This window comes from Fictibacillus terranigra (assembly GCF_030412265.1).
GTDB classification, from domain to species: domain Bacteria; phylum Bacillota; class Bacilli; order Bacillales; family Fictibacillaceae; genus Fictibacillus_C; species Fictibacillus_C terrinigri.
Genome location: NZ_JAUHLN010000004.1, coordinates 392810 through 407875, shown reverse-complemented (window position 1 = coordinate 407875; position 15066 = coordinate 392810). Strand labels below are relative to the sequence as shown.

Annotated in this window: 13 protein-coding genes; 4 read left to right on the top strand and 9 right to left on the bottom strand. The window is 45.0% G+C overall.

From position 1 onward, the window contains the following. Nucleotides 1-229: 229 nt before the first annotated feature. On the bottom strand, nucleotides 230-1096 hold the full coding sequence (locus QYF49_RS20050; protein ID WP_290401357.1) for a nucleotidyltransferase-like protein: 867 nt from the start codon (nucleotides 1094-1096) through the stop codon (nucleotides 230-232). A gap of 108 nt (nucleotides 1097-1204) precedes the next feature. Between QYF49_RS20050 and QYF49_RS20045 the strand changes: the two genes are divergently transcribed. Further along, complete coding sequence (locus QYF49_RS20045; RefSeq protein ID WP_290401356.1) at nucleotides 1205-1573, top strand: YgzB family protein; 369 nt, start codon at nucleotides 1205-1207, stop codon at nucleotides 1571-1573. Between the two features lie 31 nt (nucleotides 1574-1604). On the opposite strand, the gene perR is transcribed toward QYF49_RS20045, so the two are convergent. Then, nucleotides 1605-2039 carry a peroxide-responsive transcriptional repressor PerR gene (gene perR / locus QYF49_RS20040; RefSeq protein ID WP_290401355.1) on the bottom strand — a complete coding sequence of 145 codons (435 nt, stop codon included), beginning with the start codon at nucleotides 2037-2039 and terminating at the stop codon, nucleotides 1605-1607. Nucleotides 2040-2323: 284 nt separating this feature from the next. Further along, nucleotides 2324-3433, bottom strand: a complete 1110-nt coding sequence (locus QYF49_RS20035; protein WP_290401354.1) for an aminopeptidase — start codon at nucleotides 3431-3433, stop codon at nucleotides 2324-2326. A gap of 151 nt (nucleotides 3434-3584) precedes the next feature. Between QYF49_RS20035 and QYF49_RS20030 the strand changes: the two genes are divergently transcribed. Continuing rightward, nucleotides 3585-3764: an H-type small acid-soluble spore protein gene (locus QYF49_RS20030; RefSeq protein ID WP_290401353.1), complete on the top strand. Its 180-nt coding sequence runs from the start codon at nucleotides 3585-3587 to the stop codon at nucleotides 3762-3764. 38 nt (nucleotides 3765-3802) lie between these two features. On the opposite strand, the gene bcp is transcribed toward QYF49_RS20030, so the two are convergent. From bcp to QYF49_RS20000, 6 genes are all read right to left on the bottom strand, one after another. Then, on the bottom strand, nucleotides 3803-4273 hold the full coding sequence (gene bcp / locus QYF49_RS20025) for a thioredoxin-dependent thiol peroxidase (RefSeq protein WP_290401352.1): 471 nt from the start codon (nucleotides 4271-4273) through the stop codon (nucleotides 3803-3805). 59 nt (nucleotides 4274-4332) lie between these two features. Continuing rightward, on the bottom strand, nucleotides 4333-4755 hold the full coding sequence (locus tag QYF49_RS20020) for a potassium channel family protein (RefSeq protein WP_290401351.1): 423 nt from the start codon (nucleotides 4753-4755) through the stop codon (nucleotides 4333-4335). 122 nt (nucleotides 4756-4877) lie between these two features. Further along, nucleotides 4878-6035: a S8 family peptidase gene (locus QYF49_RS20015; RefSeq protein WP_290401350.1), complete on the bottom strand. Its 1158-nt coding sequence runs from the start codon at nucleotides 6033-6035 to the stop codon at nucleotides 4878-4880. A gap of 229 nt (nucleotides 6036-6264) precedes the next feature. After that, the gene (locus tag QYF49_RS20010) at nucleotides 6265-7050 is read right to left on the bottom strand and encodes an ABC transporter permease (RefSeq protein WP_290401349.1); all 786 of its coding nucleotides are present in this window, start codon (nucleotides 7048-7050) and stop codon (nucleotides 6265-6267) included. Between the two features lie 3 nt (nucleotides 7051-7053). After that, on the bottom strand, nucleotides 7054-7845 hold the full coding sequence (locus QYF49_RS20005; protein WP_290401348.1) for an ABC transporter permease: 792 nt from the start codon (nucleotides 7843-7845) through the stop codon (nucleotides 7054-7056). Beyond that, entirely contained in the window at nucleotides 7838-8854 is a 1017-nt protein-coding gene (locus QYF49_RS20000; protein WP_290401347.1) for an ABC transporter ATP-binding protein, read from the bottom strand. The genes QYF49_RS20005 and QYF49_RS20000 overlap by 8 nt, the downstream gene beginning before the upstream one ends. A gap of 177 nt (nucleotides 8855-9031) precedes the next feature. Here QYF49_RS20000 and QYF49_RS19995 point away from each other — a divergent pair, with 177 nt between their 5' ends. Beyond that, complete coding sequence (locus QYF49_RS19995; protein WP_290401346.1) at nucleotides 9032-10327, top strand: glutamate-1-semialdehyde 2,1-aminomutase; 1296 nt, start codon at nucleotides 9032-9034, stop codon at nucleotides 10325-10327. 270 nt (nucleotides 10328-10597) lie between these two features. After that, a complete protein-coding gene (locus tag QYF49_RS19990; protein WP_290401345.1) occupies nucleotides 10598-15058 on the top strand; it encodes a glutamate synthase-related protein in 4461 nt (1486 codons plus the stop codon). Nucleotides 15059-15066: the final 8 nt, after the last annotated feature.

Genomic DNA, 15066 nt, shown 5'->3' with positions numbered 1-15066 from the left:
ATTGTAAAATCCCTGACTTACCTGGCTTTTGTTTGGTTTTCAAAGAACATTTTGTCGAACGCCGCTCGTTTTGGCGACTTTCTTAGGATAACATCTTTGGTGTAAGGTGTCAACCTCTTTTTTGTTTGTGTTTCTTTTTGTTTGCCGCGTCGTTTCAGCGACAAGTAGTACTATAACACGATAGCAAGAAAGAGGTCAACAGCTTTTTAGAAAAAAGTTTAATTCTTTTTTATTTATTCGTCGTATAGTGGCGATGGAACAAGTTCTTTCCTTTAGTTTGCTGGCGGATCACATCCACGATCCCCTTTTCAATCAGGTGTTCAAGCAGGATTCCGAGGTCAATGGAGTAATCCGAGATCTCTCGGTGTTCCATCAGTTCAGCCACTGTCCACTCTTGTTGCTCTTCGAACACGTTTAATAAGTGGCCGGCCCCTAGCTTTGTTTTGGAGCTGATGGAAAATTCGCTGGCGATCAATAGAAGTTCAATCCGTTTATCGATCGATTCATTACCGGTAATGAGCTCTTCATATAATTTGTAGATTTGCGGCTCAATGACCTTTACCTGATTCCACACTGTTATTTCCGGATGGAATCCCCGCTCGATAACAGCCAGCCTTGCCAGGTGATGGAGAGCATGGAGAATATGATTGAAGGAATCTAGATGCTGGCCTTTGTGAAACAGTTCTTTTCCATCTGAAAAGCGGCGAAGCAGTTTTGCAAATTCAATGGTAATTTTTTTAGAGCGCTCAGGAACCGGAAATTTATCAAGCCTGTCTCTTAATTCCGTAATATATTCATTCCGGTTAAACAATACCTTTCCATTGATGACCCAATCAACCACTCGGCGGTTGGAGCCGAGAAGAAGCCATTCATTGAGCCTCTCTTCCGCAACAATATGTAAAGCGGCAATCTTGTCATCGAACTCATAATGTTTAACACTCCAAGGTTTATCTGCGTGAGTAACGATGATAAATAAGATGCAGTCAAAATTATCCGTTAAGGGACTAAACGGTTTATTTTTTTCGATCAAAAGAACTCCAAGTGTGTTTTCGTTACTTGCCCTTTCCTGGTAAAGAGGGCGTAACACGTCTTCCATGCCTTCAACTCCCGTTCTAATTTCGGTCTCCATACATTTCAACGCAGGCGCTGAAAATCCTTTCTTTTTTTCCAAGTCCTTGTATACTGTAATTTAGGAGGGACAACCATGATAAAATATACGAGCAAGATCAATAAAATACGCACGTTTGCTCTAAGTCTTGTGTTTATTGGCATCATCATTATGTATGCAGGCATATTTTTCAGAAGCCATTTTATACTAATGTCATTATTTATGCTAATCGGATTTCTTGCAACCCTCGCAAGTGCCGGAGTTTATTTTTGGATTGGTATGATCTCCACGAACGCGGTTCAAGTGGTATGCCCCCATTGCGGCAAAGTAACTAAAGTTTTAGGCCGTGCTGATGCTTGCATGTCATGTAATCAGCCGCTTACCCTCGATAAAGATCTTGAGGGCCTCGAATTTGATGAGAAATATAATTCTAGACGCGCCATGAAGAGGGCCGCAAAAAAATAAGCTGATCCAGTCAAAGCTGGTTCAGCTTATTTTAATGTTTTTTATTTTTACATTCCGGGCAAGTACCGTAGATTTCCATGCGATGATGTCCAACGTCAAATCCCGTAACGGATTCTGCAAGTGTCTCGACCTCATCCAGGCCAGGATAGTGGAAGTCGACAATTTTGCCGCAGCCCTCGCAAATAATATGGTAATGTTTTGTCGTTACACAGTCAAAGCGGCTGGATGCATCTCCATACGTCAATTCTTTAACGAGCCCGACCTCTTTAAATACTCTGAGGTTGTTATAAACCGTAGCCACACTCATGTTAGGAAATTTGCCTTCTAGGGATTTGTATATTTCATCTGCTGTTGGATGTGTCATAGACTGTATTAAGTGTTCCAGAATCGCATGACGCTGAGGAGTTATGCGGACTCCAGACTGCTTTAATGTATCAATGGCTTCATTTATGCGTACTTCAGACATCGTCATGCACCTCACTCTCAAAAGAAATTATTATATTATAATATTTATAATTAGTGTATCTTGAAATACCTGCTTTTGTCAATCGATAGCCCTGTTTAAGGACAAGGAATAACATAAGAAACCAGGTCTTTTTACTTATTATTTTGCTTCTCTGTCTTGTTTCGTATTCCCGGCGGCATAGAAAAAGTGCGGGAGAGAATCCCGCACTTTGATTGGAAGAGTTATTACTAAATTCTATGCAAATCATTTCATGCGGTATAGTCAGACGCCTTGATGTGTGTTCCCTATTTTAAATTCTCAGGATTTAAGCCTTCAAGTTCAGGAATTACAAACAATCCGTCTTTTCTGATCAAAACATCGTCAAAGTAAAGTTCGCCGCCGCCATATTCCGGACGCTGGATGAGAACCATATCCCAGTGTACGGAGGATCGGTTTCCGTTGTCGGCTTCCTCATAGGCTTCACCCGGTGTAAAATGAATGCTTCCGCAAATCTTTTCATCAAACAGGATATCCCCCATCGGATGCTGGATCATTGGATTGACGCCGATTGCAAACTCGCCGACATAGCGTGCCCCATCATCGGTATCAAAGATTTCGTTGAGCTTTTCTGTGTTGTCAGCGGCCGCTTCAACAATTTTGCCGTCTTTAAAAGTCATGCTTACGTTATTAAAGATGGTTCCGCGGTACGGACAAGGTGTATTATATGTAATTGTACCATTGACACTATCCTTGACTGGAGCTGTGAATACTTCTCCGTCCGGAATATTGTTTTCACCCGCGCATTTTACAGCAGGGATTTCTTTAATAGAGAAGGACAAGTCGGTGCCAGGTCCAGTAATTCTTACTTTGTCCGTGCGTTCCATGAGTTCTTTTAATGGCTGCTGCGCCTCTTCCATTTTCTTGTAGTCGACATTGCAGACATCCAATAGGAAGTTTTCAAACGCCTCATAGCTCATTTTAGCTTTTTGAGCAAGCCCCTTGGTAGGATAATTCAAAAGCACCCATCTGAGGTCATTAATAATGACTTTTTGCACGGGTTTAAAATACTCTCCACGAAGACGAAACTTGTCAGCAGGGACTTCTGAAAGCTCGGAATCATTCTCTGAACTAGAAATCGAAATATAAGCATCAACCTCTTTTGCCCTTTTCAAGTCCCAACCCATTGACGTTTCAAGCTGTTCCGCTTCATAGCCCGTAATTAAATAACGATTGATTTCGTCATCGTATATGTTTACGTACGGGTAAGCACCCAATGCGTAGGCTTCATTTATAAGAGCTTTAATTAAGGGCCTGGCAGTGAGAGGCGATGTAATGAGCACACGCTCTCCTTTTTTCAATTCAACCGAATGGTGCAATAGCGTTTTGGCAAGAGTGACAACTCTTTCGTCCAACATTGTAAATCTCCCCTATTCCTATGTATCTTTAAAAAATTCCAACAATTCCATCTTATCATTAAAGCCTTCCTGATGCCCGTAATTAACGCGGTAGTATATACCCGGTTGATCTGCCCATACTATTAGAAAAAAATCAAAGGGGCTTGTTACTATGAACGTAGATCGGGCAAAACAGATTATTTCATCACCAAGCGAAATTGAAGTGCTGTATTTCGGTAAGCCTGTATGGATTGAATCCATCAATTCAGCAAACCAAACCGCGTGGGTTCATCCCAACGATGAACCCAGCCATGACATGGAAGTTCCGGTAAGCGACCTGCAGGAACATTAAGATAAAGGGCGATGCTTATATAAGCATCGCCCTTCTCTTTATGACAGGTTTTCTCTTATATAAGAAAGAACTTCATCAATATGATCCTTCACTTTCACTTTTCTGAACGCTTTTACAACTTTTCCTTCTTTATCAAGAATGAAAGTCGACCGCTCGATCCCCATGTATTCTTTTCCGAAGTTCTTCTTTAGTTTCCAAACACCGAAAAGCTCTGCTGCCTCATGCTCTTCGTCTGCCAGAAGCAAGAACGGCAGGCCGTATTTATCAATAAATTTTTCGTGTCTGGCCATCGGATCTGTACTTATTCCAATAATCACAGCATTCAAATCCTTAAATTCATCATGTTTGTCCCTAAAATCACAAGCTTGAGTCGTGCATCCCGGGGTCATATCTTTAGGGTAAAAATACAACACCACATTCTTCCCTTGAAAATCGGATAGCTTAACATGTTGTCCATTACTTGCCAGCAATGTAAAATCCGGTGCTTTTTCTTGTTCTGTAACTGCCATGGATATCCCTCCTGCTTAACGTTGATCTATATAAAGAGGGTAACCAATTCCAGGCGTTCCTACAACTTTTTTGATGCTGTTTCCCTGTCAATCACTGAATTTAGGACAAATGCAGCAGGAAGCAAGTATCCGATCAGTGCTTCTACAATTGACAGCCATCGGCCTGCCCCCATCGGAGTCAAGTCCCCATATCCTACAGAAAGCATCGTCATCGAACTGAAATACATAGCATCATCAATGACCTGAAAAAAATGGCGATGCCCAATTACTTCTCCGTGCTTCATGAGAACATGCATATCCATGAGAAGCAGCGAAGTATACATAAGCCCAAATCCAAGGATGATGGTTACGTAAACGATGACGAGCACGAAAAGGTGATTTAAGGACATGAGCTGATGCTTCATGACCGGGTGAGAAAAAAGGGATTGAAGACTTTTAAATACAACAATCCCCGATAAAAAAAGCATCGCAAGATAAATCATCTTCCCCACCGCCTCTGATAGCAGTGTATGCGCCGTGTTCAACGAATAGGACAGGTTACTGGGACTGATAGTAAATAAAAAAAAGGCTAAAAACAATTTGTTTTTAAGCCTTTTTCTTATGATTAGTATCTTACAGCATTTGCTGCATTCACACGGCCTTTAGAGAAATAAGTTCCCGTTCCGGAAATCTTGTCTGCCGTATTTTCGATCGCGGCACGGATCTGAGATGCACTTTTTCCTTGTGAGGAAAGCAATCCGGCTACACCTGCAACAAGAGGTGTAGCCATTGAGGTTCCAGAAAGGTAAGCATAGTTACCTCCTGGCACCGTAGATAGAATACTCACACCCGGAGCTGCCACGTCTACCCATGATCCATAGTTAGAAAAAGAAGCCAGCCTGTCGTTTTGGTCGGTTGCCGCTACAGCAATCGCAGCAGAATAATAACCAGGGTAGCTTGGTGCGGAAGTGCTTTCGTTACCTGCTGCAGCAACGACTACGGATCCCTTGCCCGCCGCATAATTTACAGCATTTTGAAGGGTTGTAGCAGAGCTTGGCCCTCCAAGGCTCAAAGAAATAACTTTAGCTCCTTGATCGGCAGCATAACGAATACCACTTGCAACATCATCTAACGAACCGCTTCCGTTTGCGTCAAGAACTCGCACGGCCAAGACAGAAACGTTAGGCGCCATCCCGGCAATACCGCGGCTGTTATTGGTCGCAGCTGCAGCAATTCCTGCGCAGTGAGTGCCATGTTCGTTCAAGTCCATCGGATCGGAATCATTATCTACATAGTCATACCCCTTAACAACTTTGCCAGCCAAATCTGGGTGATTATAATCAACACCTGTATCCACGATTGCTACTTTTACAGATGAAGATCCACGTGTGACATCCCAAGCTGACTGGGCACCCACTTTTTGAGGTGCATACTGATAGGAAGCAAAATACGTGTCATTAGGTGTATAAGTTGCCTTGTATGTATAGTTCGGCTCCGCATATTCAACGTTTTTATTTTTCTCGTACGCTTTAATTGCTCCTTTTACATCCCCGTCTTTTACTTTAACTACTTGGAATTCTTTGTCTTTTTGAACAAGCTTGGCGTCTGATTGTGCATGTATAGCCTTAGTCTTGGCGGCTGGGACGCCATCTTTGAATTTTACAATAATTTCATTCGGTGCTACTTCTGCTTTCACAGCTGTTTTTTGCGCTGCCTGTACAGGTGTTGCTAAAGAAATTACAATGGGTAGTGTTACGGCAACTGCCATAATTTTTTTGATCAAAATCGATCACTCCTTTTTGTAAGATACCTTTAGCATAGGGCCAAATTAGCAGAAAATAAAGAAAATTTTACAATTTCAACCAAAAATGAACACTATATACCAATAATTTCACAATCTTAACTTTAATAAGTTTAAGTAACTATTTTGCTGCCTTGTAAATCATATAACTTTCTTACTACTTCAGCTGCCCCAAAAAAACAGACACCCATTTCGGGTGTCGCTTGCCATACTAATTTCCTGCGCCTCGATATTTGGTTACACCTATATTCCATAAAAAAACAGAGATGGCAAAAAAGATCACGCCGATCAATGGTGTGATAAAGGCGTAAATGTACCACTCTTCCCTGCCAAGAAAATACGCTGCTGGATATACGCCGACGAAAGCAAAAGGCAGGATCCACGTAAGAACATAACGAATGATCCGATTATAAATGTCTACCGGGTAACGGCCGTAGTTTCCGATGTTGTACATCATCGGCATAATATCCGTTCTGCTGTCCGACCAGAACCCGATGCTCGCCAGGGTTACAAAGATTCCTGCATATACGAGGGCACCGCCTGCGACCAGAATGAGAAAAATAAACGGATCATACCAATGCAAGCTTAATCCTAGATTGTTCCCCGCATAAAACATAATGGCCAGGCCAGTAACGACCCCAAACAATGATTCAAGCTCCATCCGTTCTAGGATAATCTGAAAAAGGCTATGGATCGGCCGTGTCAGGATTCTGTCCATCTCCCCTTTCACGATATAGCGGTCCGTGAAATCCCAAATGTTAAAGAAAGCACCGAAAATGGCAAATGGGACAAGAAAGAAGCCATAGATAAAGACCATCTCATCTTTGCTCCAGCCCTTAAGCAGACTGGTGTGGCCGAACACTACGAGGATAAAAATAAGGTTCACTGCCTGAAAGAGCAAGTCCGAAAATATTTCAACGGCCATATCTGCACGATAGGTCAGCCTTGTTTTTAAATATTGGCCTGCATATTGAAAAAAGATAGAAAAATAGGACATCCTTTACCCTCCTTGCACGATGAGCTGACGTTTAGCTGTTGCCCACAGCACCTGTATCGGTATAAAGAGAACGACGCACCACAGCGCCTGATTCAACAGCCCGTGGATGACTCCACTTCCCTGGAATCCTTCCGTAAAGATCATGCTCGGGATATAACTGATTCCCTGAAACGGCAGATAGCCCATAATACTTTGTGCCCAGCCGGGAAAGAAGCTGATCGGAAGGATAAGCCCGGAGAACAGATCGATTACGACACGCTTCGCCCGGATCAAGCCATCATTATTAAATAGGAAGAAGGTTGCAATTCCTGTCAGCAAATTGATCTGCGTATTTATAACGAAGCTTAAAATAATAGATACCAGGAAATACAGCCATGTAGCCGGATGGCTAGTAAACTGGATCGGAAAGATAAAATAGACGATGACCATGCCAGGTACTGAGAAAAAGAGAATCCTGAATATGCCTTCTCCCAAGCCCTGCATCATTTTCATGCTAAGGTAGTTATAAGGCCGGATCATTTCGATGGCTACTTTTCCTTCCTTGATCTCAAGGGCAATCTCCCGGTCGATATTATTAAAGTAGAAGGCCCTTGCCATCCAGGCGACTGCGATGTATGTTGTCATCTGGACAATAGAGAGGTGCTGGATCGATGGTTTGTCCCCATAGATTGCACTCCACAAAAAGTAGTACGCTCCGATATTGATGCTATAGATCAGAATACCGCTGTAATAGTTTGTCCGGTAGGCCAGCATCATCAAGAAGCGGATGCGGATCATTTCTAAATATTTACCCATTCCGGACTGCTCCCTCTTCGTAAATATTGCGAATAATTTCTTCTGTCGTAATCTCTACAATCTTTAAATCTGCAATTCTCTTTGCAGCAACTACCTTGCCGATCACCGCGGAAATGATTTCTTCATCATTTTCCACACTCGCCGTCCAAGTACTGGCGTTGGTGCCCTGCTCCCACACAACAAGGTGTTCCTTCGTTAATTCCTGAAGTTCATTCATAAATACATCTTCAGTGAAAAGGAATTGAATCTGCTTGCCCTCTCCCCAGTTTTCACGAAGCTGCTGAAGGGCGCCATCATAGATGATTTTACCTTCATCGAGCATGATAACCCGTTCACACAGCGCTTCGATGTCTGATAAATCATGGGTAGTTAGTAGAATGGTCGTACCGTATTTTGCATTAATTTCTTTTAAAAACTCACGGATCTTCAGCTTCACCAGAACATCCAGCCCAATGGTAGGTTCGTCGAGGAACAGCAGCGGCGGGTTGTGGATCAGGGCTGCTGCAAGTTCACACCTCATCCGCTGCCCTAAAGACAGCTTCCTCACCGGCTTATCAAGCAGCGGCTCAATTGCCAGCGTTTTTATCACATCCGCCATATGCGTATTGTAAAATTCATCCGGTACATTATAAACCTTCTTCAGCAGACGGAAGGATTCCTGAACGGCAATATCCCACCATAACTGAGACCTCTGGCCGAACACCACCCCGATGCTTCGCACAAATTTCTCTCGGTCTTTATGCGGGTTCATTCCATTTACCCTGACTTCTCCTGAAGTAGGAGTCAGGATGCCTGTCAGCATTTTAATGGTCGTAGACTTACCGGCGCCGTTCTCCCCGATGTAGCCAACCATTTCGCCTTTGCGGATCTGCAGAGAAATATCGTCCACCGCTGTCTTAATGGTGTAGTTTCTTGTAAAAAGATCACGAAATGCACCTTTAAGCCCCGAACGGCTGGAGTGGGACGTGAATTCTTTGCGCAAATCTTTTACATCTATAATATAGTCCATTTTGTTTCTCCTCCGAAACTTTCTTCATGGTGCCAGGCACCAGTTTTTCACCAGCATGAACTAGTTTATCCTAAGTCTCTCTGTACCTCAATCTATTTAGCCTGCCTAAGTGCATCGTCCTTCATCCACTCCAAAAACATGCTACAATATATGAGGAATTTCATAAGGAGGATTGCAATGAATCATCAACAGTCAGAGTTATTATATAAAGAAGCTCAAGAACATATTGTCGGCGGTGTGAACAGCCCTTCCCGCTCTTTTAAGGCAGTGGGCGGCGGGGCGCCAGTATTCATGGAGAGGGCACAGGGAGCCTACTTTTGGGATGTGGACGGCAACCGCTACATCGATTACTTGGCAGCTTACGGGCCCATCATAACCGGCCACGCACATCCGCATATTACAAAAGCGATTACGGAAGCAGCGGAAAACGGTGTGCTCTACGGTACACCCACGAGCCTTGAAGTAAAATTTGCTAAAATGCTGAAGGAAGCCATGCCTGCTATGGAAAAGGTAAGGTTTGTCAACTCCGGTACGGAAGCCGTCATGACGACGATCCGAGTAGCCCGCGCTTATACGGGGCGAGACAAAATCATTAAGTTTGCCGGCTGTTATCATGGCCATTCAGACCTTGTGCTCGTAGCTGCAGGTTCTGGCCCGTCAACACTCGGTACACCAGATTCCGCAGGCGTACCAAAAAGTATCGCTCAAGAGGTTATTACAGTTCCGTTTAATGATATTGATTCTTATCGTGAGGCGTTAGACCGCTGGGGTGACCAGATTGCCGCGGTTCTCGTTGAACCGATCGTCGGGAACTTCGGTATCGTTGAACCGAAAGAGGGCTTTTTGGAAGCAGTAAATGACTTGACTCATAAGGCAGGCGCTCTTGTCATCTACGATGAAGTTATCACAGCTTTCCGTTTTATGTACGGCGGGGCCCAAGATCTTCTTAACGTAAAACCGGATATGACTGCCCTTGGAAAAATCATTGGCGGCGGTCTTCCGATCGGTGCATACGGCGGCAGGAAAGATATTATGGAAAAAGTAGCGCCATTAGGACCTGCATATCAGGCGGGAACGATGGCTGGAAACCCGGCTTCCATCTCTGCAGGCATCGCGTGCCTTGAAGTTCTTCAAGAAGAAGGCGTATATGAAAGAATGGATGAACTCGGCAAAATGCTGGAAGATGGAATTCTCAAGCACGCCAAAGCCTATGGTGTTCCTATTACGATCAACCGCCTAAAAGGGGCGCTTACCGTCTACTTTACGGATGAGAGGATCGTGAACTACGAACAGGCGGAAAATACGGATGGCGAGCGGTTCGGAAAGTACTTTAAAGCCATGCTCGCCGAAGGTATCAACCTCGCACCGTCTAAATATGAAGCCATGTTCCTCACGACCGCGCATAGCGTAAATGACATTAATGAAACGCTTGAAGCAGTTGAACGTTCGTTTAAGAAAATCACTTCTATGTAAGTTTATTAAACAGAGTGCATAGGACACTCTGTTTTTTTACCTCTTGATGTAAGCGCTTACTTATTCGTCAGTCCTGCATATCCTCTTCCCCAGCCTCACTCCTTATGCATCAAGTTGAATAAAAATAATTGACTGACTATTCTAACGATGATACTATTTAAATATATTGCTAATTTCTTTAAAACATCACATCGGTAAAGAGATAAAACCATTTCTCGCGATTTGGTTTTTTTATGTCTTATAAATAATTGGAGTAAGGGAGGCTTTCAGATGAGTAATTCATGGAGCCCTGCTTTGTTTAAAGATTATCGCAAGCAGGAGTTTGACAGCTGTGGAATCGTATCCGTAATCGAGAAAGAAAATGTGGCCACCAAGAAAAACGTGGATGACGCCATTCATGCACTAATTACCATGAACCATAGGGCGGGCTTCATCGAAAATGAAGGAGACGGGATCGGGATAAACATTGATATCCCCCGCCTTCTTTGGAAAGAAAAGCTGACAAGTAAAAGCCTTCCTTGTTCCGCTGTGGATTCTGAGCACTTTGTTGTCGGCCATTTCTTCATCGACAAAAAAGCCGACAGCGCCGCGGAAATGGAAACGGTTAAAGCGTGGTTTGATAAACACCATCTTGAGCTGTTATATGAAACAACAAATGTGACGAATTCTGCCGCTTTAGGCCCAATCGCCCGCGGTGAAGAGCCTGTCTTCTGGCAGGCGGCGCTTCTTCCGAAAAGGAATCATGAGGAGCTTGACCGGACATTGTACCACCTGCTGATTGATATCGAAACGTCGCCTTCAGTCCATGTAGCCTCTCTCAGCAATCATCATGCTGTCTATAAAGTGATGGGCTCAGGCGAAACGCTTCCAGCCTACTATGAAGACCTGACCCATCCGCTTATCGCATCAACCGTGACGTTAGGGCACAACCGCTATTCTACCAATACATTATCGACCTTTTTCAGAGTTCAGCCGTTCAGCGTTCTCGGACATAACGGCGAATTGAATACGATTGCCAAGCTCCGTGAAGAAGCGGAGATTATCGGAATACCGGTTACTGACGGAGGAAGTGATTCACAGGATCTAAACCGGGTGATCGAAACCTTAATTCTTCGTGAAGGATTTTCTTTGTTCGAAGCAATGGACGTACTGTTCCCTCCCATCATTCATGAAATTAAAGGTTATCCATCTCACTTGAAGGATTTGTATACCTATATTCGAGAGGCTTGGGGGCACTATGCTCAAGGGCCAGCAGGAATCATCTCAAGATTCGGGAACGAAGCGGTATTCAGTGTGGATGCACTTGGACTCCGTCCAATCTGGCAGCTTGAAACCGAAACATCCCTCTACTTCTCCTCTGAGCAAGGAATTCTGTCCAACCATGATTTTACAGCAGAGCCGAAAAGCTTTGCTCCCGGTGAAAAGGTCGGATTGAAACGTGAATATGACGGCAGCCTTGCTTATTACAATCACAACGATTACCAAGAGCAGGTCTATCAAAAGATGCAGGCAAGAATCTGCGTTGACGGGGCCAGACACCGATTGGAAACTCCTTCTCTTGAGACAGGGCAAGTGCGTGCTCCGCTGAAAAAGCACAACGGGTGGTATGCCGCCTATGGCTGGGACCGTGAACAGATTCATCAGCTTGAACAGATGGCGGAAAAAGGAGTCGAACCGATTCAATCGCTTGGTCACGATTCACCACTGGCGGCTCTTCATCCTGAACGCCAGAATATTGCTGATTTTATTAAAGAAAGTGTGGCCGTTGTTACCAACCCTGCCATTGACAGAGATAGAGAGACTGAGCATTTTTCAACCCGGACTGTTCTGGGGAAGCGCCCTTCCCTCTTTAAAAAAGAAAAGGAACTAAAAACCATTGAACTGCTGACCCCGCTGCTCGTTGAAGGGATCGATGGGAAAAACCTGTCGGAGCAATTCAACCATCCTTCTTATGAGCAAGTGGCAGCTTACTTTGAAGCGAGAAGCGAAAAATATGTCCTCCACACGGTCATGCTCGCAAGTGAGACCGTAGAAGAAGCCTTAACCCGGCTTTCTGCTGAAGCAGCAGAAGCCACAGAAAATGGAGCTGCAGTCATCATTCTGGACGACAACCAGGCGCACAGAAAGCATCTTTGGCTGGATCCTCACCTCGTTTTGTCGGCGGTGGATCAAAGCCTTAGAAAGAAGTATCTGAGACGCAGTGTTTCATTGGTCCTCAGATCGGCTGCCATCCGTTCGCTGCATGATATCATTCTTGCTGTTGGCCTTGGTGCTGATGCTGTCAGTCCATATCTCCTGTTTGAGACTGTTGCCGAGCCTGGAAACCTGATCCCTGCAGCCAAGTTGTTTGAAGCCTTAAACAAAGGGCTTGAGAAAGTAATCTCCACCATCGGGATCCATGAACTAAGAGGCTATGACCGTCTCTTTTCAAGCATCGGGCTGAGCAGCGAAATTGCGGAAACATTGAATATCGTAAACTTCTTCGGCTCAGAATCGCTAGGATATAATTTTTCCAAATTAAAAGAAGACAGTATCGCAAGAAATGAAGTGTTCAGACAAAATGATGCAAGGGCAAGCAAAAGCTTCCGGCTCTTCCCAAGAATATGGAAATCGATCGGCGATATCGCCAGCGGGAAGTCCGATTACAGAACCTATGCAGAGAAACTGAAAGACCAGGAGAAGAGTAATCCGATCGCCATCCGTCATCTGACTGACCTGGCTTCTTCTGAAACGCCGGTTAATCCTGCTCATGTTGATATCGGTGTAAAAGATCATAGTCTTCCTTTCATCATCAGCTCCATGTCTTTCGGTTCACAGAACGAGACTGCATTCCGTGCCTATGCTGAAGCGGCTGACGTACTGAATATGATCAGCCTAAACGGCGAGGGCGGGGAAATTAAAGACATGATCGGTAAATATCCCAAGACGCGAGGACAGCAAATTGCGTCCGGACGCTTTGGTGTAAACATTGAACTGCTGAATTCTTCCAACTTATTGGAAATTAAAATCGGCCAGGGGGCTAAGCCTGGTGAGGGTGGCCATCTCCCTGGTTCGAAGGTTACCGATAAAATTGCAGAGGCCCGTAATGCTACCGTCGGATCAGACCTGATCTCGCCTTCCAACAACCATGATATTTACTCAATTGAAGATCTCGCACAAATGATCACAGAACTGAAGACGGCCAACGACCAGGCAAAAGTATCGGTTAAAGTACCTGTTGTTCCTAACATCGGCACCATCTCCGTCGGCATCGCGAAAGCGGGGGCAGATATCATTACGCTGAGCGGCTTTGATGGCGGTACAGGAGCAGCCAGGGTGCACGCTCTTCAACATGTTGGATTGCCTGCCGAGATCGGAGTGAAAGCCGCCCATACAGCACTGCTTGAAGCTGGATTAAGGCATAAAGTGGAGATTTGGGCTGACGGAGGAATCCGCAGTGCGCTCGATGCCGTGAAGATGATGCTTTTAGGAGCAAACCGTATTGGGTTCGGCACACTTTCCATGGTGGCGATCGGCTGTACGACATGCCGCGGCTGCCACCTGGACACCTGCCATGTAGGGATTGCCACTCAGATTGATACCGAGCAAAAAGCAAAAGACCATGGACTCCGCAGGTTTGTTCCAAGGCTCTTTGATCCTGCTGTCCAAGGCCTTGTCAGAATGTTTTCCGCATTTGGTGATGAACTGCGGCAGCTAACGGCCTCTCTTGGATTTACATCTGCACAGGAACTTGTCGGACGTTCCGACCTGCTCGTGCAGAACCGCGGCTTTGATCAGCTGGATCTCTCTGCCTTGCTGGAAAAATCGAGTGTAGAAGAGGTCATCCCGATGCCGCATGTGCAGGAATCGCTCCTGGCTGCGGTCACAATGGCAGCCGGTGCAGAATATTTGGATGAGGATGTCGCCCAGCTCTCTCATTCAAGAGACTTTCAGTTTGTCACGGCTGAACAGCGTGTCTTGGGAAGCCGCGTTTCCGGACATAAGACTCGTTCACGCCGAACCGGGAAACAGCCGGATATCCACCTCCATTTTAAAAATGGCTCGATCCCTGGAAACGGTCTAGGGGCATACACTTCAAAAGGGATTAAAATCAAAGTAGATGGCGGAGCACAGGATGGCCTGGCAAAAACCGCATTCGGCGGATCCATCACCGTCCTAAAATCAAAAGCGAAAAACGGCCAGTATTACAATGGTTCTGTTGGAAAGGGATTCGCTTATGGGGCTCAAAAAGGACTCTTTATGATTCAGGGGAATGCTGATGCAAGAGCCGGCATCCGTTTATCAGGAGCAGACCTCGTCATCGGCGGCAAGCTTGCTGCTCCCGTCATTTCCAACAGGGGCAATATCGGTACAAATGCTAATATAAAAGGATTTGCCTTTGAATATATGACCAATGGGAGAGGGATCGTACTTGGTGATCCCGGCCCATGGATCTGTGCCGGGATGACTGGGGGCGTCGTCTATCTCCGCCTGCAGCCGGAGATGGGACTCACGATAGAAGTATTGAAGACAAGAATTGCAAAAGGAGCCAAAGTTTCATTGGAACCGATAGGCTTTAAAGGCGCTGAAGACATCAACGAACTGCTGTCCAAATATACAGCGGCACTTGTAAAATCCGAGCAGTTTGAAGAAGCCGCTGAAATTAAATATCTCATGGAGCATCCGCTTGAGCACTTCGTTCAGGTCATTCCTGTAAAAGAACAGGCGGATCCTGATGTTTCTACAGAATAAAACGCCTT

Excerpts from the sequence above, each read along its gene's own strand:
- QYF49_RS20050 (WP_290401357.1), bottom strand. The coding sequence starts at position 1,096 with ATGGAAGACGTGTTACGCCCTCTTTACCAGGAAAGGGCAAGTAACGAA.
- QYF49_RS20045 (WP_290401356.1), top strand. The coding sequence starts at position 1,205 with ATGATAAAATATACGAGCAAGATCAATAAAATACGCACGTTTGCTCTA.
- perR (WP_290401355.1), bottom strand. The coding sequence starts at position 2,039 with ATGTCTGAAGTACGCATAAATGAAGCCATTGATACATTAAAGCAGTCT.
- QYF49_RS20035 (WP_290401354.1), bottom strand. The coding sequence starts at position 3,433 with ATGTTGGACGAAAGAGTTGTCACTCTTGCCAAAACGCTATTGCACCAT.
- QYF49_RS20030 (WP_290401353.1), top strand. The coding sequence starts at position 3,585 with ATGAACGTAGATCGGGCAAAACAGATTATTTCATCACCAAGCGAAATT.
- bcp (WP_290401352.1), bottom strand. The coding sequence starts at position 4,273 with ATGGCAGTTACAGAACAAGAAAAAGCACCGGATTTTACATTGCTGGCA.
- QYF49_RS20020 (WP_290401351.1), bottom strand. The coding sequence starts at position 4,755 with ATGATTTATCTTGCGATGCTTTTTTTATCGGGGATTGTTGTATTTAAA.
- QYF49_RS20010 (WP_290401349.1), bottom strand. The coding sequence starts at position 7,050 with ATGTCCTATTTTTCTATCTTTTTTCAATATGCAGGCCAATATTTAAAA.
- QYF49_RS20005 (WP_290401348.1), bottom strand. The coding sequence starts at position 7,845 with ATGGGTAAATATTTAGAAATGATCCGCATCCGCTTCTTGATGATGCTG.
- QYF49_RS20000 (WP_290401347.1), bottom strand. The coding sequence starts at position 8,854 with ATGGACTATATTATAGATGTAAAAGATTTGCGCAAAGAATTCACGTCC.
- QYF49_RS19995 (WP_290401346.1), top strand. The coding sequence starts at position 9,032 with ATGAATCATCAACAGTCAGAGTTATTATATAAAGAAGCTCAAGAACAT.
- QYF49_RS19990 (WP_290401345.1), top strand. The coding sequence starts at position 10,598 with ATGAGTAATTCATGGAGCCCTGCTTTGTTTAAAGATTATCGCAAGCAG.